Consider the following 26,947-nt stretch of genomic DNA (forward strand, 5'->3'; position numbering starts at 1 on the left):
ACCAACCCCCCGATAAACTTGTCGGGGGGTTGGTGTTTGCGTTCGTAAATTATCGAGTAATTCGGAAACGTATGGGTATGACGAGATAGACTTTAACAGGTCTATCATTTTGACGGGCTGGCTTAAAACGGTATTGATTAACGGACTGAAGGGCCGCTTTGTAAAAAATTTCTTTGCCTTTGACAGCAACGGCCTGTTCGACTACTCCGGCTTTGTCAACCAGTATTTTCAAGTGAACGGTGCCTTCAATACCCGCCTTGAGGGCGACTGGGGGATATACTGGTGCTACGCGATGGATGAGCACGGGTTTTTCTTCAACCATGAAATATTCGAGTATCTCTTCTTCCGGTTCCTCTATTACCGCAGCCTCGGAGGGAGGGGGAGGCACATGGAGATCGACCTTATCGAAATCGAGGTCGGTAGTTTCAATTGTGACGTCGTCGGGAATATCCTCGCTCTCGGTTGCAATGGGTATAGACGGCCTTGGCGGTGGCGGCGCGCGATGAATCTGACGGGTTTCCGGTATATCGACAGACTCGATGATGATGGTGCGTCGCTCTATTTTGCGCGTACCGGCTGTGAATGTGGGAAACATAAGCCCTATGCCCACATGCAAGATGAATGCAATCCCCATGCTGATGCGAAATACGTGCTTGTATGTACGTTTGAGATCACAGGCTGGATTTTTAGTACGCAGAATCTCATGCGTAATCCACGAATCTGATTTTTTGTTCATGGTTCCTTCTCGACAGAAAGAATGGGGGGCTGCTAACTACTATTTTATGATTTTAATACCACTGTGAGGGAAAGGCAAGGTGTTTTTACATGCCCCGATTTGACAAACTGCTTGTTTATCCGTGGTTCATATCAATATATTGAAGTCCGTTAATCAATGATCACCTTTCTCGTGGTTCAAAAATGGGAAACCGCTTCTCTCATTTGCTATTTATGTGTGCTATGGGCCTTCTGGTCGGATGTTATAATCCCCAACGCGATCTGAGTATAGACCCATACAATACACCGCTCATTCACATTCTCGATGCTTCCTTTAAGATTGAGGATTCCACCAGGGGAGTAGTCGTTGTGCAGTGGGAGTATCTCGGGCAGAAGCGCGTTGAGAACTTTGTCCTCCAGCGTCGAGATAATATTTCTGGCTTTAGAAATATCGAGCGTTCCTCCGGTGCCGATGGCGATGGCAGATACGCGACTGTGGGCGCATTTCAAGACCGCACGCTATTTGCTGGCGAGCGCTTGCAATACCGCGTAGTTGCCGAACATAGCGAAGGTGGTCTGGTGAGTACTTCTGCTGTTGAAGTCCCTATCCCCGGTGCTGCTTTACTCGAAGTTCGACGCGACCCCATTGCCCTTGACGTGCAACTCGTCTGGCATGATGAGGGAAACACGGCAAGAAGGTATGAAATTCTGCGGACGCCTGAAGGTGACCATAAAGAGGTGATTTCCGTCATAGAAGCCTGGTTGGGGAAGACTTCCTTTTGGGATCGATCAATTTCCGACAATCTCCCTTATACTTATACCATAAGGTCTTTCCATTTTATTTCGGAGGCTGGCATTTCCTTGCCGAATATGAGTCTCACAAGTCGCAGCGTGCGCATGCAATTTTATCGCGAAGCAGGACGGCATGTCGTTGAGACCCTGAGTGGTGCAAACGAGCGAATGCGACTTTCGGCTGCTGATCCCAATGATTCCGATGACGAAGCCGACATGCTCGCCCTGATTGTTCGCCCCAACCAGATATCGCTTTCCCGCCTGCGGCATACCTTGAGTGTCGATATTTCCAATACGCTATCGCGCCACCTCGTCGGGACTTCTTTTCCGCGGTTGAACGACCTCGTGCCGCAATCGGTGGATCTGGCTGGCCCTTCGCTTGCGGGGGAGGGAGCTTTTCAACGCGCTTATATCGGCGGTCTGGATCGGGTTGGGCGCGTTGTAGTTGTGGGTATTGAACTAATTAATAACACCACGGTGTGGCGCATTCCCGACACTTGGATAAGCGCGTCTTCGCATATGCGACTGGCTCAGGACGATAAACAGCGGGTTTATGTTGCGACAGGGGGGCAATTGCGCGTCTATTCTGCTACAGGTTCTCCTGTGGGCACTTTCGATCTCGAATATGGCAATCCCGTAGATATCGCAGTTCACAAGGGTGTTATCTGGACCGCCTGGGCAAATCGAGTTCAACGAGGGATTTTGCACTTTTCGAATGATGTCCTCAGTGATATTACATGGGATGTGCTACATTCTCAGATCGAACCGCGCGCTTTAACGCTCAATACCGCGGGACAGGTTTTTGTATTAGATCGCACGCAGGTGCGCGTGTTTCAGGCAGATGGGACACCACTTCTCTCATGGGAACTGCCTTCGGGCACATTCTCAGCAGATGATCTAACTATCGGCGGATCAACCAGAAATTTTGTCCATCTTGCAGATGGAGGTGGAAGGATCATAACATATGTACCGTAGTTTATTGGTCTGGATGTTGTTTTGTCTGGCGATGGGTTCGGCATGGGCGAATGACCAGAAAATTATTGAAAAAGCGCAGGCCGCCTATCGCACAGGTGATTACACCAGCGCATTTGAGACGCTCTCACAGCTTCCGCGCTTATTGGGCGTGGTGCCTTTGTTCGATAGACCGCAGCATAGTCGAAGAGCCGAGATCTTTTTTGATCTGGGGCGCATTCACATGGCTTCTGGCGATACGACTCGCGCGCGTCTGGCACTTGCCGAGGCATTTCGCCTGGATCCAGAGACCAACAGGGGGATTATGGACATCGCTCCCGATCAGGCACTTGCAGATACGCGGACGTTGCTTTTGGGCATGCGCCGCAAAACAGTACGCCAAACCCTTGGAAAAACCACCTTTTTGGGTGCTGCGAGTCGTTCGCTTATTTTGCCAGGGTGGGGGCAATTGTACCGCGGACACAAAAAACGGGGGTATGTCTTTATGGGGACTTCGGCAGTGCTCGCTGCGGCCTGGCTTGTGACCGATATATCCTATCGCAGTGCATATAGCACCTATCGCGGTACGCGTCTGACTGATTTGCAACTGGGTCAACCCATATCAGGTACGGATTCCGATGCGTTTACGCGCAATTTTGAACGCGTGGAATCTCGTGCTGGGAGGGCCAATCTCGTGCTGGGCCTGCTCGCGGCGGTCTGGTTATCCAGTGTATTGGATCATCTGGTGATTGGACCAGCTCAAGTCTCATTATCGGTGCCCATCAAGTGAAGGAGATCGGACTTGAGGCGTTTGTTAAAAAAAAATTTATTCTATCGGGTACACCTTTATGCACTGACCGCATTGCTATTGCCTGTCAGTACTTTTTCTCAGCCGCCTGCTACCTTCCGATTGGCAATCGCGCCCTTTTATTCTCCTTACCATGGCGATTACGGCGTCTATATGGCCGATCGCATCGCCTACGAAATCCATCGTCGTGCCTATGTGCCTGCTCTGGGAAGGGCGCGATTTGTTTTAATAGAAACCGATGTGCCAATGGGGGAGATAGATCAGACCGATAGACAGCTTTCTCCCGAGCTACGCGAGTTCCTTAGCAAAAGGATTCCCGCCACATATCTTTTGACGGGTTCTGTCGCGTTTACAGGGATTTATTTGATCAAACTCAAACTCATTGATCTTCGGACAGGTATGATTGTCTGGACTGGCGATGTTCGGGACAATCCGGCATGGGTCTGGACGCGAGCGCATCGATCTGTGGGAGAGATTCCCGCTGCTGAGGTGCGCTCTTCGCTTGGATTTGCCGAAGGGGAAACACCTTTACCCGCGCTAGAAGCCGAGCATTTGCCGCATCATATCCTCTTGCAACCGTTCCATACTACGGATTATCTACCCCTTGCTGCCGATTGTGAATTGCATCTTAAAAATGCAATTCAGCGCGATGGTCTATTTTCTCTCGTACCAGGGTCATTAAAGGGAAGACAGGGGCGCGAGCGATTTTCTCGCATCAGCCCCGATTTGCGCCGTGAAGCATCAGAAACAACGCTTGCAGAAGCCATCCTGACGGGTAGCTTACTCGTGCTGGGCAAAGATGGCGCAACAGACAATATCGGCCTGGTATTGCGTTTGATTGAAGTGGAGACCGGACAAATTCTCTGGATGGGGTCTTCAACTGGGAGAAGGGTCTGGCGATGGGACAAAATGGCGGATATCGTATCCGCGACTCTGGGGCGGCTTGGTGAAGACCTTTCGCAGTACGGCGCAGGAGCGGCAGAAACGCAGATTGCAGCGCTGCGTGATCAGGCAATAGATGGGAAATCGTGGAGTGCTCTGGGACATGCCTATCTCGATAGGGGATTGCTCAAACAGGCTGAAGAAGCATTTGAAAAAGCTATGATTTTTCCCGATGCACAGGCACAGGCACAAGCGGGAAAAGGGCTGGTGCTGCTGAGACGAGGCGGGAATTTCAATGATGGGGTACAAGCACTCAGATCTGCAATCCGATCGGATCCAGATTATCTGGATGCGTACAGCTTTTTGGCACAGGCGCTTCTCGACCAGGGGATGGTCGATGGCGTGGGAATTGCCGAAAATGCCATTCGGCGCGATTCGACATATCTCCCGCCATACCGCGTGCTGGGCGATTGGTATGCCGACCTCGAAGACCATCAAAAAGCGCGAACATTTTACCAGACGTATTTGACGTACAACTCCGACGATGAGGTCGCTGTGCGGCTGGGCAGAAGTCTGTTGCAGTTGAAAAATTATCGGGATATCGACCGCTTTATCGCACCTATCGCACGCGAAAAACCCGAAGCCTCGCATTTGTTGCCTATTATGGCAATCAAAGCACTACGGGTGAAGCGCTACGGGGAATCGACCCAATTATTCGAGCGATTTCTCGCGCAAATTGACGCGCGCGGACGCCAGCTTTACGACGATATTCAGGTGCTATTGTCAGAAGAGGAAATAGAAATTTATCGCGCGCTTGACGATGCGGAAAAGGAAAAGTATGTGGCGCGTTTTTGGCGTACCAAAAATCCGAATTTGTCCAGCGCGTACAACGAGCGACAACTGGCGCACTACGAACGGGTCTGGACGGCTCGCTGGGCATTCGGGCGGGAAAACTATCCCTGGGACCGACGCGGTGAAGTCTATATCCGTTACGGTGACCCCGATTATCGCGCCCGGTCGGGATGGATCTCATCATTGCCTTCAACGCGCGTGCAGGAAGTAAAGGAAAAGGTGTACCGAGAATTGTACCGGGATCCCAATCAAAGTGAATTGATTGGCCCGGTTTTTCCCATTCGGAGCGATCGCGGGTTTGCTGCCGAGCGCGAAAGTAATAGACTCGATATCCCAGACCAGGATACCTTTGGCCCGGTTGAGGGACGCCGTGAAGAAACCGCTCTCAGCGACCCGTCACAGGAAGCTTATGCGCCTGTTACCATGCAACACGACCGCAGTATCGTGCCCTGGGAGTCGTGGGTTTATACCGAGGTAGATGGCGGCATAGTTATCGATTTTACACGCGAATTAGGTGGCGTCTCCGGCTTTGATTTTGCGCCCATTCCTCCCATTCCGCCCACTATGCTCAGAGACAATATTCGCATTGCCGAACACGCCCCGGAAATTCGCTACAAAAACGCCACTGTGAACCATCCCGATGAATTTCGCAAAGCACCTCGTTTGTCTCTGGGCACTTTTTATTTTGATCTGGCGGACTTTCGAGGCAGTGCGGGCAAAACCCGTGTGGATATTATGTATGGCATACCGCTTGAAAATCTGCTCGCCGTTACAGATGGACAACAGCCCCAGGTGGTGCTTGAGCACGCGGTCGCGCTGGCCGATTCGGCATATCGCGTGGTGTATCGAAACGCGCAAAAAGTGCAGCATTTTGTAGATACTTCAAATGTCGTCACTCAGGAAGTTGTGGATATCACGCGCCAGGACATACCTGCGGGGATGTATCATCTTACATTGACCATTACCGATGTTATGACCGCGCGACAAGGTGTGCTCGCGCTCGATGTGGCGATTGATGACTACGGTGAAGAGCGGCTTCATATCAGCGATCTCATGCTCGTTAAGAGTATGTCTGATACGCTGCATCATACACGATTTCGAAGAGGGAATTGGCAGGTTGTTCCCAATCCCCGAAGGACTGTTCGCGCGCCCAATCCACTTGCGTTTTATTGCGAAGTGTACAATTTGACGAAAGACGATTTTGGGCAGACTCGCTATCGCGTGACAACCGCGGTCAAGGCAGCGGTAGCAGAGCAGAGGCGTGCGCCGGGTACTATTGATCAACCCGAGGTCGCGCTGTCCTATACACAGGTAGGCAATAGCGATTGGGAACGCCTGCCCCTCGAAGTCCATCTCGAACACGCACAGGCAGGACAAAATCGTCTCTTTGTGATTATTGAGGATCTCGTTGCGGGAACACGGGTAGCAAAGGATACTTTTTTTCAGTATATTCGGTGAAGGTAGGTTGATTTTTTATGTCGATTGATTGACAGAAATGCGTGTATTGCTTAAGTTTGCCTGAAGGAGAGAAAGATGGAAAAGCCAGATTTTAGCGAAGATGAACGCATATTGTCTGTTTTGACGGACAATACCGATATTGAAGCGTTTAACAACCTGATGGAACACGCACATGAACAGGGGGTCAGTGCGGCTGATTTTATTCGCGAAGAACCCAGGCGCACCTCTCGAAAGCGCATTCGCAAGCTCTGCTTAAAAAATCGCAAGCGGTCTCTGCAAGTGATGTTTCAATCCATTATCAAATCGCTTTGGGATCGCCCTGTTACCGATACATCGGCTGTCGAATCTCTGTATGGGATGCCTCCTCAATTTGGCAAACCCCACCGCAATGGTCATACCAACAAGAGGAATAAGAGTGAATAATCCACTGATCCTTCGGGCGCATATTGACGAAATAGAAGCCCTTAGAGACGATTTGCTGCCCTCTGCTAAACGCGGACAGGTCGATGCGCGCAAACTCGCCGTTGCCCTCCACAAAGCTGCCATGGAAAAACGCGATCGTTTGCGGGGGCATATTGATGGACAGCCCTGATTATGGCACGGGTTTTAGCCGTTGACTTTGGGAGGCGACGAATTGGACTTGCGGTGTGTGACGAATTGCAAATTTCGGTTCGCGGGTTGCCCACGCTCAAAGTCCGCAATTTCAATGATAGTGTGGCGCAGGTTGCACAGATCGCAGGAGACGAGGCCGTTGGGGAAGTGGTTATTGGCTTGCCCTTAAACATGGATGGCAGTTGTGGGGAAATGGCGCGTGCTGTAGAAAATTTCGCTTCCCAACTCGCCGTTTTTTGTAATATGCCTGTTCGCACGTTTGATGAACGGCTTTCATCGGTGGGTGCAAAACGCGAGTTGCAGGCCATGCAGACTAAAAAACACAAAGGTGCAATAGATCGCCTGGCTGCCGTATTAATCCTCGAAACCTATTTGCAATACAAAGGAAAAAGCTCCTCATGAAACGATTTCTCTTTATTTTGAGCATTGTGCCAATTGTGTGCATTTTGGCTGCTTGTACGGGGATTTTTATTTTTAATCGACCAACGGGAATGGGCGAGAAAGAGGTCGAGATTCGGCATGGGGCAACCGTTAAACAAATCAGTCATCAACTCTATGGGAAGCGCCTGATCCACAGCCCGCGCCTGTTGCAGTTTCTCGCGCAAGTCAATGGGAGCAGCCGGCGGCTGAAGGCCGGTATTCACCTTCTCGACGGTCAGATGACAACCTGGGAGGTTTTGCTCGAGCTGGAGCGTTCGCGCGATGTCACGCAAAATGTCACGGTTCTCGAAGGTTTAGAAAAAAAACAAATTGCGGAGATCTTATCCGAAAAATTAAATCTCAACCAGAATAAATTGCTGTTGTTAATGAACAGTACCGCTTTTTGCAAAACCCTTTCTGTGCAGGCTAGAGACCTGGAAGGCTATTTATTCCCCGAAACCTATAATTTTCCGATAACAGCGTCAGAACAACAGGTTCTGCGCAGGATGGTTGAGCATTGTCAGGCTGTTTTTGATGAACGACTTCAGAGACGCGCAGATGAACTCGAAATGAGTATTCACGAAGTAATCACCCTCGCATCTATTATCGAAGGGGAAACCAGTTGGGATTCCGAGCGAGATACGATTTCGGCAGTCTATCACAATCGCCTGAAAAAAGGCATGCGTCTGCAAGCCGATCCCACGGTGCAATATGCTCTTCCCGGTGCACCTCGGCGACTATTTTATAAGGATTATGACTACGATTCTCCCTATAATACTTATCGCCATGCGGGATTGCCACCCGGGCCAGTCAACAGTCCTGGACGTGCGTCTATCGAGGCTGCACTTTTTCCCGCGGATGTCAATTATTTGTATTTTGTCGCTACTGGCGAAGGCGGCCATGTTTTTACACGAACCTTGCAAGAACATGTAGCTGCAAAAAAGAAAACCGCTTCTGCACGAGAAAATACCTGGCAAAAAAAGAAACTGGTAACAGGGGATTAGGGCTTGGAGGGTTGGCAACGGGCTTATGTCTTCGATTCTCAATGGATTAAATGATGCACAACGCGAAGCTGTACAGGCCGTAGATGGTCCCGTGCTCATTCTCGCAGGGGCCGGATCTGGTAAAACGCGCGTTTTGACGCGGCGCATCGCCTATCTGTTGCGTGAATGCGATGTTGATCCGCGCCAGATTCTGGCGATGACCTTTACGAATAAGGCCGCAGGAGAAATGCGCGAGCGCGTCGAAGACTTGCTTCATCGCTCGTGCAAAACCATGTGGATTGGCACATTTCACAGTTTATGTGCGCGTCTTTTGCGGTCACAGGCTGAACGGGTAGGACTGAGACCCAACTTTACGATTTACGATACTACAGATCAACTCGCACTCCTGCGACGGGTGATTGCCGACGAGGAACTTTCCGAACGCGATTTTCCAGCGCGTTTGATTCGCACGCGGATCAGCCAGGCAAAAAATCAGATGGTGGGCGTCGATGTATTTGCCCAGCGCGCGAGCACATTTCGAGAGCAAATAATCGCGCGAGTCTTCCGCCATTATCAGGATGCCTTGAAGCAAAATAATGCCGTTGACTTTGACGATTTGTTGACATTGTGTGTGGAATTGATCCGCGACCACGAGGATGTGCGCCAGGCCTATCAGGCGCAGTTTTCACATATTTTAATCGACGAATACCAGGATACCAATCGTCCGCAATACCTTTTTGCGCGTTATCTGGCAGAAGTACATCAAAATATATGTGTTGTTGGCGATGACGATCAGAGCATCTATGCGTGGCGCGGCGCAGATATTCGCAATATTCTCGATTTTGAAGCCGATTATCCCAACGCGCTTGTCGTGCGCCTGGAGCAAAACTACCGTTCCACGCAGGTTATTCTGGATGCTGGTAATGCTCTGATTCGCAACAATGCGGGGCGCAAGGGAAAGGAACTGTGGACGGATCGCGCACGGGGTGAGAAAATCCGTTTAAAAAGATGCGCCGATGAAGTAGAAGAAGCGCGTTGGATAGCCGGTGTGGCACAAGATTTTAAGCGCGAGCATACCTACCGGGATATGGCGGTGTTATATCGCACCAATGCACAGTCTCGCGCCCTTGAAGAAGGATTTAGACGCGCCAATATCCCGTATCAAATCGTGGGCGATGTGCGATTTTACGAGCGCAAGGAAGTCAAGGATGTGCTCGCGTATCTCAAATTGGTGGTCAATCCGCGCGATTCCATCAGTTTTTGGCGCGTGATTAACACGCCGCGTCGAGGCATTGGCGCGACATCTACAGGACGGCTCGATGAGTTTGCCATGCGCGAGGGGGTTGCGCCCTATGAGGCACTTGCACATTTAGAAGCTATTGACGCAATTCCAAAGCGCACAGCCCACGCGATGCAGCGGTTTTACGACATGGTCGAGGGTTTTCGCCAGGATATAGAAGCGATACCCGCAGATGAACTCGCGGCAAAAATTGTCGATGAAACCGGATATTTGCGCGACTTTGAAAAACTCCTGCCAGAAGAACAGATGTCGCGACGAGCGCATGTCACGGAATTGTTGACGGATATTCAGCTTTTTGTCGAGCAGTCGGACGATGTCTCTTTAGAGGCGTATTTGCGGAAAGTTTCGTTGGTGACAGATGTAGATCAATGGGAAAACGCCGCGGATGCGGTCACGCTGATGACTCTGCACAGTGCTAAGGGGCTGGAATTTCCCATTGTGTTTGTTACCGGCCTCGAAGAAGGGCTGTTTCCAATTTTGCGCCCCGCTGGCGACGAGGGGAATATGGAAGATGCGTTAGAAGAGGAACGCCGTCTTTTTTACGTGGGCATTACCCGCGCCCAGGATCGGCTCTTTTTATCCTGTGCGATGAGGCGGCAACGATACGGCGGTGCGGTGAGTAGTTCGGCCTCGCAGTTTTTGTTCGAAATCCCCGAAGATCTGCTCGATGCCGGTTTTAAAATTAGCGAGGTCAGCAGCATTCCACGCCGAAAAACGGGCAGAGAACCCGCCCGTCGAGTCAAATCGGGAGAACCGTTTTTAATGGATGTCGGATCCTGGGTTGTACATCCCGCCTGGGGGCGTGGACAGATTCAAAGCCGCGCGGGATCGGGGCAAAATGCCAAACTCAAAGTGCGATTCGATGGCGGTGCCGTCAGGACACTCTTAGTCGAATATGCCAATCTTCAGCCGGGGTAAACCCACTTCTTTAAGCTAAGCAAGGAAGTTCCCATGAACACGCGACGCTACCAACTTCGCTTCAGCGGCCTTCGAGAGAACAAAGGTCGGATCAAAGTGGCAACGCTTCAGTGCTCTTTGGACGCCCTTGTCAAGACAGCGGAGTGTGCCACTCGTCTGATGGTCACTGGCGAAGGTAGTGGTAGGGGACCAAGACCAGGATGGCTGAATGCAGCCCTTGACTTCACCATCACCGGAGGAGAACTCGGCTCAACTATTTTTGAAATTGAGGCCCCCCAACTTGACGAGACAGCCTACGTGCGGTTTGCCCAACAGAATTTCTGGCGTGAAGAGACAATCATGCAAGATACCGCTGTTGATCTCGCCGCGCTGTCGATTCAAGAAGCTCAGGAAACGACCTCTTCTGGTGACTACTTTGATAGAGCCGTTCTCAGCGCGATTCTCAGATTCCGACAGCCTACAGTAAACGCTAACATCTGCTACCACTTGATCCCTCAAGAATCTGATTACGGGGAATTCACCCTTGATGCGTCCGTTTGTAATCGGATTGAAAACAGACTGAAGAGCCTCCCTCCCTCAAGAGCATTTATCATCAGCGGCTGGATCGAAGAAATCAAACAAGACGGCGGTCGGTTTTTCCTCGAATTAGGTGATGGCAGGAAAATGTTTGGTCGCCTGCAATCTGACCAACTCGATGTTGAACAATTGCGCCCGTTGTGGGGCAAGCGTGCAACTGTTCAGGGCATGGTCCACTTCAAGGCTAACGGCCAACCCCGACTAATTGAAGCCTATCGGCTTAGACCCTATCAAGACAGAGATGCCATTTTTGAAGAACTGCCTTCTACTGAGATGCCCAAATCCCGAGGCTTAACACGGAGACAAGAGAAGCAGGCCCGATCCTTCAATGTCCTGAGTTTATGCGGCACATGGCCCGGCAATGAGCCTGTGGAAGAACTTCTGGCGCAACTGGATTAAGCCCTGAATATCATGAGCAACTTCTTGCTGGATACCGGTCTGTTGTTAGGATTTTGTCGATCAGCCCCCTGGGCACTCCGAACGCGAACGGTACATAGCTTTGAAGATCCGGAAACGATGGTCTTTACGTCGGTTGTCTGTCACGGCGAGTTGCTATCACTCGCTGAAAAGTTCGGTTGGGGCAGAGATAGACGAACCCAACTCCAGGAAGTTATGGCGACAATGCCAATAATCGACATCAATAATGAATCTATATTAGAAACCTACGCGCAAATTGACGCCTGGACACATGGGAAATCCGTCACGTCTCCCGATAGCACCCCACCACCTAAACCAGCTATCCCGATGAAACAGAACGATATATGGATTGCGGCTACTGCACATATTAGCGATGCTGTACTGCTGTCAACAGACAAAGACTTCGAACACCTTAATAATGTGTGGCTTAAATTTATCTATGTCGATCAAAAACTTGGGTAAAACTACTTGATTTCCGTATATCTTTCTGTTTTTAACCTGCTCTTTAGGAAGTATGACATGAAAGTCTCTACCATCCTTGATCACATTGACTCCGGTCACATGGCCTTGCCCGAATTTCAGCGAGGATACGTCTGGAACCGCGAACAGGTGCGTGGTCTCTTTTACTCCCTTTACAGGCGACATCCGGTGGGCGGGCTGTTGGTTTGGGCGACCGAAGGAAAGGATGCCGCGCATCGGGGCGATAGCTCACTAGCACCGGGCATCGTGAAGTTGCTTCTCGATGGGCAGCAACGTATGACTTCGCTTTATGGCGTGATGCGTGGCCATCCACCGGCTTTTTTCGATGGCAATGAACAGAGTTTTACGGGACTTCAATTTCATCTGGAGGATGAGACTTTTGAGTTCTATCAACCGGTAAAAATGAAGGGCGACCCGCTATGGGTGGATGTAACCAAGCTCATGCAGGCGGGCAATGACGGCCTTGGAGGATTCATAACGACGCTCAGTACGAACAATGAATATGCAGAACAGGTCGGAGACTACATCGGTCGATTGGGAACGCTTCTTGGTATTGCTGAGATTGAGTTGCATATCGACGAGGTCACTGGACCAGACAAAACCCCCGATGTCGTCGTGGATATATTCAATCGCGTGAATAGCGGCGGGACGAAGCTGTCTAAGGGCGATCTGGCCCTCGCTAAAATTTGCGCGGAATGGCCTGAGGCACGCGACACTATGAAAGCCACCCTACAGGAATGGAAGGATGCCGGATACGATTTTACGCTCGACTGGCTGCTCCGATCAGTCAACACGGTCCTAACTGGCGAAGCGAGGTTTAACCACCTGTATGACAGGGGCGTACTGGATATCCAAGACGGTCTGAAACGGGCCACAAAACATATCAATACCTGTCTGAACATGATTGCAGGGCGACTTGGTCTTGACCATGATCGAGTCTTTTTTGGACGCTTCGCCATACCAGTCATGGTACGTTATTTGGATCAGAAACAAGGAAAGATCAGCGCGGAAGAGCGCGATAAGTTGCTGTTCTGGTATGCCCAAGCCGGAATGTGGGGCCGTTTCTCCGGGTCGACGGAAAGTGCTATTGATCAAGATCTGGCGACACTTGCAGAAGGTAACCTTGACAATTTGCTTGAGGAACTGCGTTTGTGGAATGGTGGACTTCGCATCGAACCAGGGCACTTCACTGGCTGGAGTCTTGGTGCACGATTTTATCCCGTGCTCTACATGTTGACCCGCATGGCCGAGGCCAAGGACTGGGGCGATGGGCTGCCGCTGCGCGAAAACCTTCTCGGCAAAATGAACCAGCTTGAAGTGCATCACATCTTCCCCAAGGCTCGGCTGTACAAGCTCGGACACCGCCGACAAGACGTCAACGCACTAGCCAACTACTGCTTCTTGACGAAGGACACAAATTTCTCCATCCTTGACCGCCTACCTGAAGATTACTTCGCCGAGGTTGAGGATCGGTATCCAAGCGCATTGACATCACAATGGATTCCTGACGATCACAACCTCTGGAAGATCGAGAACTACTTTGACTTCCTCGATACGCGAAAGAAGCTTTTGGCAAAAGAGGCAAACTATCGGTTTGCGGAACTTCTACACGGCGAGACCAACTTTCTGGACGCTTCACCAGCCGCAATTACAACCCCTTCGGTTGCAGCTGACACTGTTACTATCATTCCGGTGCCTACTGGCGGCATTGCCACTGAAGAGGAAGAACTTGAGGTTGAAGCCATCAACAATTGGTTAGAAGCACAAGGACTACCGCACGGTCAGATCAACTTCGAGCTGTCTGATGAGACCACAGGCGAGCAACGTGCCGTGCTTGATCTCGCCTGGCCCGATGGTCTTCAGCCTGGCTTGACTATTCCAGTGGCGGTTCTGTTGAACGAACCAAATGAAGTCCTGTCCATCGCTAGCGCGGCGGGGTATCGTTGCTTTCCTACAAAGGTTACTTTCCGCGCTTACGTCAACGCCGAGATACTGGGAGTAGATGCGGAAGCCGCCTGAACTTCGACCTTATTGTTGACAAATTACAATTTTATATAGAGAATTGTAATGGGTCAAAGGCTTGAGACAGACCGCTATCTCTAAGGAAATCACTGTATCGCAATATTTAACTGGATTACTACGTTATGGTTATGCGGTCAGAATGATGCATTGAGTTTTTTACATAATCCCTGTGGGGGTCAACTGCTAAACACTAATCCCTAAACCGCTGACCGTTAATCGCTGAAAGCTAGAAATTATGGTTTCAAAAGATGATGTCCAAAAAATGGCGCAACTTGCGCGCTTGAACTTTGCGCCGGAAGAAGAGGCGCAACTAATCGAAGACTTGAACCGCATGCTCGAATATGTTGCGGCACTTGATCGACTCGATACAACAGAGGTCTCCCCAACAGCGCATGTACTCCCCCTGGAAAATGCGTTTCGTGACGATGTAATGGGGCAATCGTTGGATCGGTCGGACGCGCTGGCAAATGCCCCGCTTTCCGGGCAAGGTCATTTCCGCGTCCCCAGAGTAATTGAATAAACACAAGTGTCGGCGGTAAACTCCCGCCGATTTTCTTTTGTCGAACTCAGATGGAGGCACATTGTGAAAAAAAATGATCGCGAACCAAAATACATCGTGGTTGCCGGGGGGGTGATCAGTGGCGTGGGGAAAGGACTCGCCACGGCTTCTATCGGTAAAATTTTGCAGTATTACGGCTATAAAACCACAGCCATAAAAATTGATCCCTATTTGAATTACGATGCCGGAACACTCAGGCCCACGGAACACGGCGAGGTGTGGGTTACGGATGACGGGGGTGAGATCGATCTCGATTTGGGCAACTACGAGCGGTTTCTTGGCCTGGATTTGCCCCGCACAAACAATCTTACAACCGGACAAATTTATCACGCGGTTATCGAGCGGGAGCGACGGGGAGAATATCTCGGACAGACCGTTCAACCGATTCCACATATTACTGACGAGATCAAAAACCGGGTCCAGCAGGCTGCACAGGGGTCCGATATCGCGCTGGTCGAAATTGGCGGCACCATTGGTGACGATGAGAACATCCCGTTTTTCTTTGCAATGAAGGGCCTGGAGCGGGAAATTGGCGAGGCTAATATTATGTATGTGCTGGTTAGCTATTTGCCCGTACCCGATCATATCAACGAGATGAAGACCAAACCCACCCAGCACGCAGTCAAACTGCTCAGTGGTCATGGCATGGTGCCCGACTTTATTATTTGTCGCGCCACGCGCCCGGTTGATGAGGTGCGAAAACGCAAAATTGAGGTTTCTGCCAATATCCCAAAAGATCGCATTATTTCTGCGCCAGATTTGGATATCGTGTATCAGGTTCCGATCCATTATGAAAGCGAGCAGGTCGGTGTTAAAATGCTTGCACATCTGGGGCTAAAACCAAAAAAAGAGCCCGATTGGACGCGGTGGACACATTTGGTGCAGAAGATTCGCCAGCCTTCACAGACGGTTAAAGTGGCGATGGTTGGAAAATACGTCGAGATCGGCGATTACGAATTTACGGATTCGTACATTTCAGTGAACCAATCTCTCGAACACGCCGGTGCCAATTTGGATACGCGCATCGATATTTCCTGGATTGATTCGGCCAGCCTCGAAATGGGAGAGGTCGAAGATGTGCTTGGAGAATTTGATGGCATTATTGTCCCGGGTGCCTTTGGTGAAGGAGGGGCCGAAGGCGTGATTGAGGCCATTCGCTATGCGCGTGAAAATGGTCTGCCATTTCTCGGACTGTGTTATGGACTCCAGATGGCAGTTGTCGAATATGCGCGAAACGCAGTGGGATTAAAAGATGCCAATTCGGCTGAAAATGACCCCGACACGCCCCACGCTGTAATCGATATTCAGATGAGCCAGCGAGAAATTATTGAAGAAAGTCGTTTTGGCGGCACGATGCGTCTGGGAGGATATGTGGCTGTACTCCGTCGTGAGAGCGTCGTTCTCGATCTGTATGAACGCACGGGGCGCCTGGAGGAAGATGCCTGGCGCATCGATCAACTGCGAAAGAATCCGTCTGAAGCTTTCCGCCTGGGCGTTCTTCTCGAAAGCGAGCGCTGTGTAATTGAACGCCATCGCCATCGCTATGAAGTATCGCCCAAATTCGTCGATTTGCTCGATGAATTTGGCCTGATTTTTTCCGGGTATCACCGCCGAGAGGATGGTACTAAACTCATGGAATTTATCGAGTTACCGGACCATCCTTTTTTTGTGGCTACGCAATCTCATCCCGAATTTAAGTCGCGCCTCGAACAGCCCGCCCCTTTGTTTTACGGTTTTGTAGAAGCTGTTGTCGCTCACTCAAAGGAACGAGTTGGTGATGCGTCGGTTTCTGAAAAAAGCGTCTGAAGCTCTGTTGTGTGCCCTGTGCGCCTGCACGCCTGCTGATCGGGTAGAACAAGTTGTGGAAGAAACGCCAGTTAACCGAGAAATGTGGCACTGGTCCACGCGGATTACAGATCGCGGCAAATCCCGAGCACAGGTTCGAGCGGGTTCTTTTCAACAGGTGTCGGAAAATGAACCCGCTCGATTTTTCGATGGGGTTCGGGTTGTATTTTTTAATTCTCAAGGCGATACAGTTTCCACACTGAGTGCTGAAAGGGGCGAAATTAACGCATCGGGCGACGATATGAAAGTATTTGGGGATGTCGTTGTCATAGCACGAGACCGCACGCAATTGCAAACGGATTCGCTGCGCTGGCAACGCGATGAGGATCGCATTAGGGGTGAGGGCTATGTGGTGATTTCTCGGCCCGATGGAACAGAGACGGGGGTGGGTTTTAATGCCTCATCAGACCTGAAACAGTGGACACTTTTGTTTGTAAATACGCAGATGAGACGCTAAAAGCTGTGAATAAAAATCTACTAATCTACGAATCTACGAACCCACGAATCAAAGACTGGTGGCGCAGTTTTACCCGATTCCGTCTATTCGTCTATTCGTCTATTCGTCTTATGTTTCGAACAGAACTCCGGGGCTTTCTCGGAGTTTTGCTTATATGCACCTGCTCGGGGGTAAATGCCGAGCAAAAGCTCAGTGCAGATTGGGTGAAAACGATACTCTTGAACGACCAGACGCAGCGCAATTACCGCGGGCGTGTCGTGTATGAAGACAGTTTGCGTCAACTCACTGTAAAAGCCGATTCTGCACATGTACGCGTTGGAGATGCGATTTATCTTTTTGTGCATCAAGTGAGTTACAAAGACACTGTGCGGGAAATTCGCGCTGATACACTCGTGTTTCAAGACCGCGATGCCCGCGCGATATTTCGCGGGCATGTCTTTTTAAGCGATGATCAGCGCACGCTCGAGGCGCATACCGTGCAGTTTTTAAGCAAAGAGGACTCGCTTATTGCCGAGGGTGATGTCATCCTGCTATTGCCCGAAGGCCGAAGTCTCCGCGCTTCCCAATTGCGCTACGATTTAATCCGCGAACGCGGCAATTTGTGGGGTCAAACACAGTTACAGGTAGTAGGGGAATACGGCGATACCCTCAAGGCGCAGTCCGATTCTATTGTCTTTGCCAATCAGGGACGGGAACTCTTGCTCAATGGCAACCTCATCTTGCGCCAGGGACACACGCGAGGAAAAGCCATGTCTGGCGCGTATGCAGATTCTGCAATCGTCCTTTCAGGTAGGCCCTTGATGACCTGGACCAATCCCAGCAGGCGCGATTCCGTTTCGGCACAGGGCGCAGAAATTCTTATGGAGGTATCTGACCAGACCATCCGTGCGCTGGTGCTTTCAGATAGCACACGCATCCATGCTATGGCTCTTGCCAATGGTCACGCACAAAAAATACGCTCGGATTCTGCTCGAATTGTCTTTCGTGATGAAACCCCACAGCGCATGCACGCCTGGGGAAACGTCATACTCAATCTGAGCGAGCGAGATACGTCGCGAGCGGTATTGTCTGGCGGCGATCTCAAAGTGGCCTATAAAGAGGGTAAGCTGGACAGTCTGATACTATCGGATGGCTGCCTCGGTTCCTATGTTGCCCGGGATAGCCTATCTGAAAGTCGCCTGGGGGGCGAGCAATGTATGTTGTGGTTTTCCAATGGCGAGTTAGCCCAGATGGCGATTTCCGATGAAGCGTATTGCACGCGGATCACGCAAGATAGCGATGATGTGACGGTCTCCGGGGATTATCTCCTTTTAAAATTTGTCCCCGGGCAGTTGTCATCTATCCGGGCGGAGGGGGCTGTTCGGGGTCACTATACCGCTGAATTGGAGGATGCGCCGTGAACCTGAGAGCCGAGGGACTGGTCAAAAAATACGCGCGACGTCTGGTTGTCAATCAGGTCAACTTGATTGTCAATCCCGGTGAAATTGTCGGCCTATTAGGGCCTAATGGCGCGGGAAAAACCACCTGTTTTTACCTCATTGTCGGCGCAATTTCGTCAAATGCCGGACACATTTTCTTAGGTGATCGAGACATCACGGCATTGCCCATGTATCGCCGCGCACGCCTGGGCATCGGTTATCTGGCACAGGAATCTACGGTTTTTAGAAAGATGACTGTATTGGAAAATGTACTGTCCGTGCTCGAATACGAGAAAATGGCTAAGGCAGAACGGTTAGACCGCGCTCACAAGGTATTGGAAGATCTGGGAGTGGGACATTTATCGCACCAACGCGCAGATAGTTTGTCGGGCGGCGAAACGCGCCGACTGGAAATTGCACGGGCACTCTCTCGAGATCCGCTTTTTATGCTGCTTGACGAACCTTTTGCCGGCGTGGATCCACGTGCGGTTGAAGATATTCAAAATATTATTGCAGAATTGAAACGCCTGAATATTGGGGTTTTGATTACAGATCACAATGTGCGAGAAACTCTGGCGATTACTGACCGCTCCTATTTGCTCTCCGAGGGAAAGATTCTCCTATCAGGTACATCCCGGGCATTGGCAGCAAGCGACGAAGCGCGTCGCATTTATCTGGGTGACCGATTTCGCCTGGATTCGTGACAAATGGGGAAAAAGGGTTTACAATCCTCTCCGTTATTTGTTATTTTATTTAAAGTTGCCTTTTCTCTTTACTGAACACCAATGAGGACAAAAATGAAACATGTAACGATGGCAGAGTTGGAAACGGGATTAGAAGGTATTCGCCAGTCGCCCACAGATGCGGGTGTGCTGGCGTTGATTGTGCGACGGCCGAAGGTTGAAGCGCGGGAGGTCCTGGATGTGGGGAAACTCGATCTGTTTGAAGGACTCGTGGGCGACAACTGGAAAACGCGCGGCAGTTCTCAAACCGCAGATGGGTCGGCCCATCCAGACATGCAACTCAACATTATGAACGCCCGCGTGATTGCCCTGTTGGCACAGAAAAAGGAGCGTTGGGCACTGGCGGGGGATCAATTGTATATGGATCTCGATTTGAGCGCAGAGAATGTGCCACCGGGTACCAGACTGAGTCTGGGGGAAGCGGTGATCGAGGTAACAGATCAACCGCACACGGGCTGTAAAAAATTTGCTGCGCGTTTTGGGTTGGATGCGCTGAAATTTATCAGTTCTCCCGTGGGCAAACAGCTTCAGTTGCGCGGCATCAATGCAAAGGTCATTCGCTCTGGCACTATACGGATTGGTGATACTGTGGAGAAGGTGTAAACTATGATTGGTCTTGATTATACACAATCTCAGATGCTCCAACAAAAACTGGCGCCGCAACTTATCCAGTCTTTGCACCTGCTCCAAATGCCAACTCTGGAATTAGCGGAATTAATTCGACAGGAATTGGAGATCAATCCACTTCTGGAAATTGACGAAGAAGCGACCCTGGATTTAGAGCAAGAAGAACCCGAAGCCGAACTGGATGACGAAACCGAGGACGAAGAGCAGGATGAAGCTCCCCTTGAAGAATTGGAATTTGAAGAATCGGATTTAAACACGCTCGACACAGACGTATTCGATGCGCATGACTGGGACCACTACTTAAATGAATCCGGATATGCCAGCCCGCGCGAAGAATTTGAATCCAATGAAGACTGGCACAACGACAGCACCATCGAGAAAACGCTTCGAGATTCACTTTTAGAACAGGTGGTAGTTACGGATCTTTCGCCGAGCGACCGCATCATCGCCGAATATCTAATTTGCAATATTGACGAAGACGGGTTTCTGGAATGTTCGACAGAGGAAGTAGCCGATGAGCTTGGGGTCAATCACGATAACGTGGAACGCATTTTGGGCATTATCCAGACATTTGACCCGGTAGGTGTTGGTGCACGAAATCTTCAAGAGTGTTTGTTGATTCAGTTAAAAGAAAAAAATATCACAAACGGTTTGGTTACAAAGGTGGTACGCAATCACCTCGACGACTGGATCAACCGCCGGTTTAGCCAGATAAATCAGGCTCTTGACACAAGTATTGATGATATGCGCGTTGTCGAAGAAGTCCTCGCATCGCTCAGCCCCAAGCCCAATGTTGAACCCGAACCCGAATTGAATCTCAACCATGTCATTCCCGATCTCGAAGTCCAAAAGATCGGTGACGAATACGTTGTTTCCCTGACCGATCGCATGCTGCCAGAATTGCGTGTCAGTCCAATTTATCGCACCTTGCTCAGGCAATCGAATAAATCGGGGCGAGATGACCTAAAATTGCGAGAGACCAAAAAATTTGTCGTTGAAAAACTCAATTCTGCGCGCTGGTTTATCAATGCGATTCACCAAAGACGCATAACTATGTTAAAGGTCATGCGATGTATTGTCGAAAATCAGATTGAGTTTTTTGACCGGGGTCCTGGTTTTCTCAAGCCGATGGTACTTCAAGAAGTAGCTGACAGGGTGCAGATGCACATATCGACCATCAGCCGTGTGAGCAATGGCAAATACGTGCAAACACCGCATGGCGTTTATGAGTTGAAATATTTTTTTGATAGTGGATTGAGTCGATACGACGACGACGATATCTCTGCCAGAAGTGTAAAAGAAAAAATTGCAGCACTCATTCGCGATGAAGATGTGCAGAATCCATTGAGCGATCAACACATATCAGATATTCTTGAAAAAGAAGGCATTACTATCGCGCGACGCACAGTAGCCAAATATCGAGATGAACTCAATATCAGCTCTGCGCGGCTGCGGAAGGCGATTTAGAACAAATCTACGAATCAGCGAATCTACGAATCTACGATAGCAGTTGGGGGTTGAGCGAGGTTCGTCTATTCGTCTATTCGTCTATTCCCTTCGGTCTGTCTGCTGAGTGCTGATTTCGTCTTCAGAGATCTTGTGTACACTTTTGGGATTAAAGGTCTGCTGGGTATTGATGCGAAGTGCAACTTCAATCCGCCCGCCAGTTAGTACAAAAAACTGAATCAGAAACCCACCACCTTGCATGGTTTCAACCTGATAAGCGTCGGCGTCTAATCCGTCGAGCAATAGGGGAAGAGTGGTTTCAAATCGCGGGTGTTGTGTAATATTGGGAGGCAACGCCATAATCAGGGTCCCCGGTTCTGTATTGAGATAACCTCCAATGCGTTGTCGAGCGCTAACCATGTGAGAAATAATCCTGCAGGCATAATCAAAATCATCTCCTCCGTTTCGATCTGGCGGCACTATTCCCCAGGTCAGGTGGTGGATAAAGGGATTTCCGTACCCCTGCCCGAGCATCTGATCAAGCGCGGGTTGATCAACGGGATGAACCACTGCGACATAGTGAAACCAGCCTCTTGTGAGAGCAGGGTGTCCGGGAGGCAACCCCGATGGCACGTTGATATAATCCTGTTCATCAACGGGTGAGGGATAACACTTGGTGTCCCAACCTGCTATATAACCCATTGTTTTTAGAGGTCCCGCGACGAGGTATGGAGGATCCGTAAAGATCGCTGCGTGGTCCATGTTGGGATACAATTTGACGCCAGCATCAGAAATTTTTTCGGCGACCTGTAAGGCTTCGTCAAAGCGTTCGGAAGCATTCTCGATTTGGAGAACCGAGTGAAAGTCTTCGGGTAGTTTACAGTCCATAGTATCATCCTCCTGTTGGTTAGAAGATACAACCAATAAGAGGTTTTTTCGATATACGTCAAGAAAAAATAACCCCCGGTCACTTTAGTGGCCGGGGATTTTTTAGTGAAAAATTTGATTCATTCATTGCCGGAAATTGAACGTTTTGTACTCCCAGACAGTCTGGCTATACAGTCTTTTGGAAGCATAACCCATTGATTTAACGTCTCTTGCGGAATTTTTCAGATTTTGGCACGCGATTTGCAAATGTTCTGGTCAAAAAACATTGCGCGAGGTCAATATGGTGAGATACGGGATTGTTGTTGTGATGTTGGGAATGCTGTGGGGAACGCAGATTGTTCCCGCTGAAGCAGTTGTCGTAATCAATGAGGTCCTTGCAGACCCACCGTCGGGAAATAGAGGCGATGCCAATGGGGATGGGATTCAAAACAGCTACGGGGATGAATTTGTGGAAATACTGAATACTGGACCGGATGCTATTGATATTGGTGGATGGCAATTGTCAGACTTGAAACCCGGGTCAAAAGGGCCGTTCACTTTTCCACCAAATGCACGGATTGATCCAGGCGAATACATCGTGCTTTTTGGCGGAGGGACCCCGACCGGATTTGAAGGCAAAGTTTTTGTCGATGATGGTAAGATCGGTGGGGGATTGAGCAATTCGGGAGATGCGGTATTTCTCATCACAACCTCAAACGATACAATTGCAAGAGCAGAATGGGGTAGTGAGGGAGGTAAAGACCAATCTCTGGTGCGGTATCCAGAAGGAACTGGCAGGTGGGTGTTGCACAGTGCGGACCCTGGCAGAGGGTTGTTTTCGCCGGGCAAACCGCGGTCGCTTTTCGATACCTTCGAGTCTCTTCCCGAATATCTGGACATGATAGAAGGAGAGTCCGTTTATCTGATACCCGTGACCTATCGGGATGGAAAGCCCGAAGAAGCAATACGAATTGAAGACGAGGTTTTATGGGTATCATGGGATACCACTATCGTGCGAATCGAACACGGCGACAAGGTTGTTGCTGTGCGTGCTGGTGAGACGGAGGTCGGATTTTTCTGGCGCGGTCGCGAGAGTCGTCACACATATATCCGGGTGTTAGAAAAAGAAAAACCGCCATTGGTGATCTGGGAGGTGTATCCCAATCCCGCCTGGGGAGATGCGGGCGATACCAATGGCGATGGGGTGCGACATACCTATCAGGATGAGTTTATCGAAGTGGCGAATCTGAGCGAGAATCCCATTGACATTGGTGGCTATTTTCTCGGTGATGACGATACCCCAATAGATCGTCTATTTCGATTTCCCGATAACACAGTACTCGATACGCAAGCAGTTGTCGTGCTCTTTGGCGGGGGGGATATGCCCGTTGGCGAACGGATATTTGCCGATGACGGTCGCATTGGCGATGGTCTGTCCAATTGGAGCGATACCGTGCAGTTATTGGCACCCGATAGCAGTACAGTGGTATTTTCAATGACGTATGAACGTTCGACCAGAGGCGTATCTTATGCCAGAGATGAAGACGGCAATTATCTGTTACACAACCAGATATACGAAGAGGAGCCTATCTCAGTCGGGCGCTTAGAGCCAGGTGATGATCCTATTGATCCCGAAAAATTGACCGAGCCAGTGACGATCCCCGATGGTCTGGTATTTTCCGAAATTCTGATGTTGCCTGAACAGGTGGATGCCAATAACGATGGAATTGTCGATCGGCATGCTGATGCTTTTGTCGAATTGACCAATATCGGTGCAGATACACTCGACCTGAGTGGATGGCTACTTGGAGATGATGATATTGTTGTATCTCGATTCTTTCCCTTTCCCGATGATGTCGTGCTCTCACCCGGTGGCTATATCACCATTTTTGGTGGGGGAACACCTGTGGGCATTCCCGGCACTGTTTTATCTGCTGAGGGGCGAATTGGAAATGGACTCAGTAGCGGTGGCGACGTCGTCCACCTGATCATGGCCGATGGTAAGACTGTAGCGCGGTCTGTGCGCGTACCAAAAGCGACACCAGACGTTTCATGGCTATTTTCGTCCGATGATCCTCCGATATTACATCCCCAAATCTCAGATGGGCGAACAATGTCGCCCGGAACATCACCTATTTCAGAGGCGAAATCAGATACCTTAATTGGAGCGGGAAAACCCATTGTTTTTCATGGTGAAGACCAGACTGTTAATAATCTTATCGAAGAGGATTACAAAGAGGGCATTTACCCGTCACCCAATCCCTTCAATTCTGCAACTGTATTGGGTTTTTACACTACAGGAGGTCCTGTTGACGTGACTATATACAATATTTTGGGACAACCTGTCAGACGATTGGTTCAACAGCATTTGTCAGCCGGGTATTATCGGCGTATATGGGATGGTAAAAATGACTCTGGCGTATCTGTGAGTTCTGGAATTTATATAGTCCTTCTAAAAGACAAAGAAGCGACATTTACACAGCGCGTCGCGCTCTTGAAGTGAGAGCTTATTTTCTATCTTAATCTTTTGCTAAACAGAGAGGAGGTGAAACAGGATGGCACAACCCGAAATTACATTCCGTCATGGTCTGTGCAGTGCTTCGATTTTTGAAAATGAATACAAGCGCGGTGAAGAATCTTTCACTGTACGCACGGTTTCATTTCAGCGAAGTTATCTGGATAAAGAAGGGAATTGGCAAACCACCAATAGCTTGAAGGTAAACGACATTCCCAAAGCTGTATTGGTGTTAAATAAAGCGTATGAGTTTTTGACATCAAACAGTCAGGTTGAAGCAGAAGCAGATGATGCGGCTGCGATAGCAGATGAACAGGCTTGAGGAATTGGTTGTACACCTGCTCGCTGTACACTGCCCCGATAGAATGGAGCGGAGCACAACTGCGACAGCAGTTCAGCAGTCAGCCTGGTGTTATAGTTATAAAAATAAGGTTCAGCTATTAGCTGGACCTTATTTGTAAACCGCTTGTGGCGTAAACGTTTGGATCTATAACCTGCTTCGTGATACTACCTGCCTGTTTTCTATAATTATAGATAGTTAGACCCTACGTATCCAAAGGTTCGTGCAATGCTTTTTTGATCAGAACACCCGCTTTAAAATAGCTTTTTCGCCGTGCAGGAACATAAACTATCTCACCTGTACGGGGGTTGCGTGCAGCGGGTTTTGGTTTGGTCGGCTTGATACCCAGAACACCAAATCCCCTGATTTCGATTCGATCACCGGCGACCAGATTTTCGCGCATCGTGTTAAAAAGCGTATTTACAATCTCATAAGCGAGTTGCTTTTTAATTCCCAAACGATCGGAAATTTTTAACGCGATGTCTTTTTTGGTCATTGTCATTCGGTCCTCCCATTTCACTGGTATTATCAAAGCGTTGGGCTAATATAGCTCTAAACCCCTGATATGCAAAGACAAAAATTTCCTGGGGATACCAAATTGAAAAATTGCTTTTGCTCTATATGTCGCTTATTTTACCATTGATAACAGGGATAAATCTATGCGGCGAGCAAAAACAGAAACCAGTGTAATACACCGCGTCACGCGGTATGATGGCTCTATTGGCAAATCCGCGGATGATGTGCTGGTTGTAGAGGAGCCACTTGAAATTCGCGTTGCCGGGGAATCCGTTGCCGTGACCATGCGAACACCAGGGGATGACCGCGCCCTTGCCCTCGGATTTTTGTATGGCGAGGGCATTATTCGTGAAATTGGCGATGTCGGACGTGCGGAACACTGCGGCCGCCCGGGAACCCCTGAGTATGGAAATGTTATGGATGTTCTCCCTCATCCGGGTGAGATACTCGATCCCGAAAGGATTCGAGCAGGGCGACGAGGCACACTGACTTCATCTGCGTGTGGGGTATGTGGGCGCGAGCAGATAGAAGATATGATGCAGCGATGCCAGCCCATTGACGACAATCGCGCTGTTCGATCAGCGATGATCTTTTGTGCACAGGAGCAGATGCGCCAATCGCAGTACGTATTTGCACAAACAGGGGGTGTTCATGCTGCTGCCGCATTTTCTGAAACAGGGGATATGTATTGCTGTTTTGAAGATATTGGCCGGCACAATGCAGTAGATAAGGTTGTGGGGCATTTGCTCGAAACACACAGCATCGCAGAAGGGGAGGGGGTGCAAATACTCGCGGTGAGCAGCAGGGCGAGTTTCGAAATCGTACAAAAGGCCGTTGTTGCGCGCATACCTGTCGTGGTTGCCGTATCTGCAGCGAGTTCATTGGCAGCAGATCTTGCACAGGCGATGGGGATAACCCTCATTGGCTTTGCACGCGATAAAAGGATGGTCATTTATACAGGTGCTGTGCAATAGGGTGGGAAGGAGGTCTTGCAGCTTCCTATAGGCGGTTGGGCTGGTTGGCCCAACCGCTAATTTTTTGCTGTATATGGGAACACTATTTGTAAATTTCAGGTCTAATCGTTGGCAAAGGTAAATGAGGAGCATATTGATGGTTATTCGGATTTCAAATCTGACAAAAGTATATCGCCGTGGCGCAGTTCCCGCCCTGGACGATGTCACCTTGAGTATTCCGCACGGAACATTTGGTCTGTTGGGTCCCAATGGTGCGGGCAAAACAACGCTGATTAAAATTTTATCGACTCAGATGGATGCATCGAGCGGCAGCGTGACCATGGATGAGTTCGATCTGGTAAAAGACCGCACAGAAATTCGTCGGCGCCTGGGATATTTGCCTCAGCATTTTGGGACCTATCCGCAATTGACTGCCTGGGAATTTCTCGATTATATGGCTGTTCTGGGCGGTCTGC

Annotated in this window: 25 protein-coding genes; 22 read left to right on the forward strand and 3 right to left on the reverse strand. The window is 49.8% G+C overall.

Annotated elements, in window-relative coordinates:
• Nucleotides 1-49: 49 nt before the first annotated feature.
• Nucleotides 50-736, reverse strand: a complete 687-nt coding sequence (locus OXH16_18505; GenBank protein ID MCY3683394.1) for an energy transducer TonB — start codon at nucleotides 734-736, stop codon at nucleotides 50-52.
• Nucleotides 737-918: 182 nt separating this feature from the next.
• On the opposite strand from OXH16_18505, the gene OXH16_18510 reads away from it, so the two are divergent.
• The 18 genes from OXH16_18510 to rpoN all read left to right on the forward strand — a co-directional run bounded on the left by OXH16_18510 (nucleotide 919) and on the right by rpoN (nucleotide 21,301).
• Nucleotides 919-2,481: a hypothetical protein gene (locus OXH16_18510; GenBank protein ID MCY3683395.1), complete on the forward strand. Its 1,563-nt coding sequence runs from the start codon at nucleotides 919-921 to the stop codon at nucleotides 2,479-2,481.
• Complete coding sequence (locus OXH16_18515; protein MCY3683396.1) at nucleotides 2,471-3,247, forward strand: tetratricopeptide repeat protein; 777 nt, start codon at nucleotides 2,471-2,473, stop codon at nucleotides 3,245-3,247. Before OXH16_18510 ends, OXH16_18515 begins: the two co-directional genes overlap by 11 nt.
• Before the next feature lie 12 nt (nucleotides 3,248-3,259).
• Entirely contained in the window at nucleotides 3,260-6,457 is a 3,198-nt protein-coding gene (locus OXH16_18520; GenBank protein MCY3683397.1) for a GWxTD domain-containing protein, read from the forward strand.
• 75 nt (nucleotides 6,458-6,532) lie between these two features.
• Entirely contained in the window at nucleotides 6,533-6,880 is a 348-nt protein-coding gene (locus OXH16_18525; GenBank protein ID MCY3683398.1) for a hypothetical protein, read from the forward strand.
• Complete coding sequence (locus OXH16_18530) at nucleotides 6,873-7,049, forward strand: hypothetical protein (GenBank protein MCY3683399.1); 177 nt, start codon at nucleotides 6,873-6,875, stop codon at nucleotides 7,047-7,049. The genes OXH16_18525 and OXH16_18530 overlap by 8 nt, the downstream gene beginning before the upstream one ends.
• 2 nt (nucleotides 7,050-7,051) lie before the next feature.
• Complete coding sequence (ruvX, locus tag OXH16_18535; protein MCY3683400.1) at nucleotides 7,052-7,471, forward strand: Holliday junction resolvase RuvX; 420 nt, start codon at nucleotides 7,052-7,054, stop codon at nucleotides 7,469-7,471.
• Complete coding sequence (gene mltG, locus OXH16_18540; GenBank protein ID MCY3683401.1) at nucleotides 7,468-8,493, forward strand: endolytic transglycosylase MltG; 1,026 nt, start codon at nucleotides 7,468-7,470, stop codon at nucleotides 8,491-8,493. Before ruvX ends, mltG begins: the two co-directional genes overlap by 4 nt.
• Nucleotides 8,494-8,518: 25 nt before the next feature.
• Nucleotides 8,519-10,690 (forward strand): UvrD-helicase domain-containing protein, encoded by a 2,172-nt coding sequence (locus OXH16_18545; protein MCY3683402.1) that lies wholly within the window; start codon nucleotides 8,519-8,521, stop codon nucleotides 10,688-10,690.
• A gap of 33 nt (nucleotides 10,691-10,723) precedes the next feature.
• A complete protein-coding gene (locus tag OXH16_18550) occupies nucleotides 10,724-11,665 on the forward strand; it encodes a hypothetical protein (GenBank protein MCY3683403.1) in 942 nt (313 codons plus the stop codon).
• Nucleotides 11,666-11,677: 12 nt separating this feature from the next.
• Nucleotides 11,678-12,145, forward strand: a complete 468-nt coding sequence (locus tag OXH16_18555; protein ID MCY3683404.1) for a PIN domain-containing protein — start codon at nucleotides 11,678-11,680, stop codon at nucleotides 12,143-12,145.
• Between the two features lie 57 nt (nucleotides 12,146-12,202).
• Nucleotides 12,203-14,182 carry a DUF262 domain-containing protein gene (locus OXH16_18560; protein MCY3683405.1) on the forward strand — a complete coding sequence of 660 codons (1,980 nt, stop codon included), beginning with the start codon at nucleotides 12,203-12,205 and terminating at the stop codon, nucleotides 14,180-14,182.
• A 238-nt stretch (nucleotides 14,183-14,420) separates the two neighbouring features.
• Entirely contained in the window at nucleotides 14,421-14,705 is a 285-nt protein-coding gene (gene gatC / locus OXH16_18565) for an Asp-tRNA(Asn)/Glu-tRNA(Gln) amidotransferase subunit GatC (protein MCY3683406.1), read from the forward strand.
• Nucleotides 14,706-14,768: 63 nt separating this feature from the next.
• On the forward strand, nucleotides 14,769-16,550 hold the full coding sequence (locus OXH16_18570; GenBank protein MCY3683407.1) for a CTP synthase: 1,782 nt from the start codon (nucleotides 14,769-14,771) through the stop codon (nucleotides 16,548-16,550).
• On the forward strand, nucleotides 16,522-17,046 hold the full coding sequence (gene lptC / locus OXH16_18575) for an LPS export ABC transporter periplasmic protein LptC (protein MCY3683408.1): 525 nt from the start codon (nucleotides 16,522-16,524) through the stop codon (nucleotides 17,044-17,046). The genes OXH16_18570 and lptC overlap by 29 nt, the downstream gene beginning before the upstream one ends.
• A 5-nt stretch (nucleotides 17,047-17,051) precedes the next feature.
• A complete protein-coding gene (locus OXH16_18580) occupies nucleotides 17,052-18,446 on the forward strand; it encodes a hypothetical protein (GenBank protein MCY3683409.1) in 1,395 nt (464 codons plus the stop codon).
• Entirely contained in the window at nucleotides 18,443-19,168 is a 726-nt protein-coding gene (gene lptB, locus OXH16_18585; GenBank protein ID MCY3683410.1) for an LPS export ABC transporter ATP-binding protein, read from the forward strand. The genes OXH16_18580 and lptB overlap by 4 nt, the downstream gene beginning before the upstream one ends.
• A gap of 93 nt (nucleotides 19,169-19,261) precedes the next feature.
• Nucleotides 19,262-19,810, forward strand: coding sequence for an MOSC domain-containing protein (locus OXH16_18590; GenBank protein MCY3683411.1), 549 nt, complete (start codon nucleotides 19,262-19,264; stop codon nucleotides 19,808-19,810).
• A gap of 3 nt (nucleotides 19,811-19,813) precedes the next feature.
• On the forward strand, nucleotides 19,814-21,301 hold the full coding sequence (rpoN, locus tag OXH16_18595; GenBank protein ID MCY3683412.1) for an RNA polymerase factor sigma-54: 1,488 nt from the start codon (nucleotides 19,814-19,816) through the stop codon (nucleotides 21,299-21,301).
• An 81-nt stretch (nucleotides 21,302-21,382) separates the two neighbouring features.
• Here rpoN and OXH16_18600 read toward each other — a convergent pair whose 3' ends face one another.
• Complete coding sequence (locus tag OXH16_18600) at nucleotides 21,383-22,168, reverse strand: hypothetical protein (GenBank protein MCY3683413.1); 786 nt, start codon at nucleotides 22,166-22,168, stop codon at nucleotides 21,383-21,385.
• A 280-nt stretch (nucleotides 22,169-22,448) separates the two neighbouring features.
• Here OXH16_18600 and OXH16_18605 point away from each other — a divergent pair, with 280 nt between their 5' ends.
• Nucleotides 22,449-24,650, forward strand: a complete 2,202-nt coding sequence (locus tag OXH16_18605) for a lamin tail domain-containing protein (GenBank protein ID MCY3683414.1) — start codon at nucleotides 22,449-22,451, stop codon at nucleotides 24,648-24,650.
• Between the two features lie 52 nt (nucleotides 24,651-24,702).
• Complete coding sequence (locus OXH16_18610) at nucleotides 24,703-24,984, forward strand: hypothetical protein (protein MCY3683415.1); 282 nt, start codon at nucleotides 24,703-24,705, stop codon at nucleotides 24,982-24,984.
• 223 nt (nucleotides 24,985-25,207) lie between these two features.
• On the opposite strand, the gene OXH16_18615 is transcribed toward OXH16_18610, so the two are convergent.
• Nucleotides 25,208-25,504 (reverse strand): integration host factor subunit beta, encoded by a 297-nt coding sequence (locus OXH16_18615; protein MCY3683416.1) that lies wholly within the window; start codon nucleotides 25,502-25,504, stop codon nucleotides 25,208-25,210.
• Between the two features lie 157 nt (nucleotides 25,505-25,661).
• Between OXH16_18615 and fdhD the strand changes: the two genes are divergently transcribed.
• Together fdhD and OXH16_18625 are read left to right on the forward strand one after the other, a co-directional pair.
• Nucleotides 25,662-26,492: a formate dehydrogenase accessory sulfurtransferase FdhD gene (gene fdhD / locus OXH16_18620; GenBank protein MCY3683417.1), complete on the forward strand. Its 831-nt coding sequence runs from the start codon at nucleotides 25,662-25,664 to the stop codon at nucleotides 26,490-26,492.
• A gap of 136 nt (nucleotides 26,493-26,628) precedes the next feature.
• The coding region (locus tag OXH16_18625) for an ATP-binding cassette domain-containing protein (GenBank protein ID MCY3683418.1) at nucleotides 26,629-26,947 on the forward strand (319 nt) is incomplete at its 3' end.

The sequence above is a fragment of the Gemmatimonadota bacterium genome, from assembly GCA_026705765.1.
Taxonomy (GTDB): domain Bacteria; phylum Latescibacterota; class UBA2968; order UBA2968; family UBA2968; genus VXRD01.

Excerpts from the sequence above, each read along its gene's own strand:
- OXH16_18505 (MCY3683394.1), bottom strand. The coding sequence starts at position 736 with ATGAACAAAAAATCAGATTCGTGGATTACGCATGAGATTCTGCGTACT.
- OXH16_18510 (MCY3683395.1), top strand. The coding sequence starts at position 919 with ATGGGAAACCGCTTCTCTCATTTGCTATTTATGTGTGCTATGGGCCTT.
- OXH16_18515 (MCY3683396.1), top strand. The coding sequence starts at position 2,471 with ATGTACCGTAGTTTATTGGTCTGGATGTTGTTTTGTCTGGCGATGGGT.
- OXH16_18525 (MCY3683398.1), top strand. The coding sequence starts at position 6,533 with ATGGAAAAGCCAGATTTTAGCGAAGATGAACGCATATTGTCTGTTTTG.
- ruvX (MCY3683400.1), top strand. The coding sequence starts at position 7,052 with ATGGCACGGGTTTTAGCCGTTGACTTTGGGAGGCGACGAATTGGACTT.
- mltG (MCY3683401.1), top strand. The coding sequence starts at position 7,468 with ATGAAACGATTTCTCTTTATTTTGAGCATTGTGCCAATTGTGTGCATT.
- OXH16_18545 (MCY3683402.1), top strand. The coding sequence starts at position 8,519 with ATGTCTTCGATTCTCAATGGATTAAATGATGCACAACGCGAAGCTGTA.
- OXH16_18550 (MCY3683403.1), top strand. The coding sequence starts at position 10,724 with ATGAACACGCGACGCTACCAACTTCGCTTCAGCGGCCTTCGAGAGAAC.
- OXH16_18555 (MCY3683404.1), top strand. The coding sequence starts at position 11,678 with ATGAGCAACTTCTTGCTGGATACCGGTCTGTTGTTAGGATTTTGTCGA.
- OXH16_18560 (MCY3683405.1), top strand. The coding sequence starts at position 12,203 with ATGAAAGTCTCTACCATCCTTGATCACATTGACTCCGGTCACATGGCC.
- gatC (MCY3683406.1), top strand. The coding sequence starts at position 14,421 with ATGGTTTCAAAAGATGATGTCCAAAAAATGGCGCAACTTGCGCGCTTG.
- lptC (MCY3683408.1), top strand. The coding sequence starts at position 16,522 with ATGCGTCGGTTTCTGAAAAAAGCGTCTGAAGCTCTGTTGTGTGCCCTG.
- OXH16_18590 (MCY3683411.1), top strand. The coding sequence starts at position 19,262 with ATGAAACATGTAACGATGGCAGAGTTGGAAACGGGATTAGAAGGTATT.
- rpoN (MCY3683412.1), top strand. The coding sequence starts at position 19,814 with ATGATTGGTCTTGATTATACACAATCTCAGATGCTCCAACAAAAACTG.
- OXH16_18600 (MCY3683413.1), bottom strand. The coding sequence starts at position 22,168 with ATGGACTGTAAACTACCCGAAGACTTTCACTCGGTTCTCCAAATCGAG.
- OXH16_18605 (MCY3683414.1), top strand. The coding sequence starts at position 22,449 with ATGGTGAGATACGGGATTGTTGTTGTGATGTTGGGAATGCTGTGGGGA.
- OXH16_18610 (MCY3683415.1), top strand. The coding sequence starts at position 24,703 with ATGGCACAACCCGAAATTACATTCCGTCATGGTCTGTGCAGTGCTTCG.
- OXH16_18615 (MCY3683416.1), bottom strand. The coding sequence starts at position 25,504 with ATGACAATGACCAAAAAAGACATCGCGTTAAAAATTTCCGATCGTTTG.
- fdhD (MCY3683417.1), top strand. The coding sequence starts at position 25,662 with ATGCGGCGAGCAAAAACAGAAACCAGTGTAATACACCGCGTCACGCGG.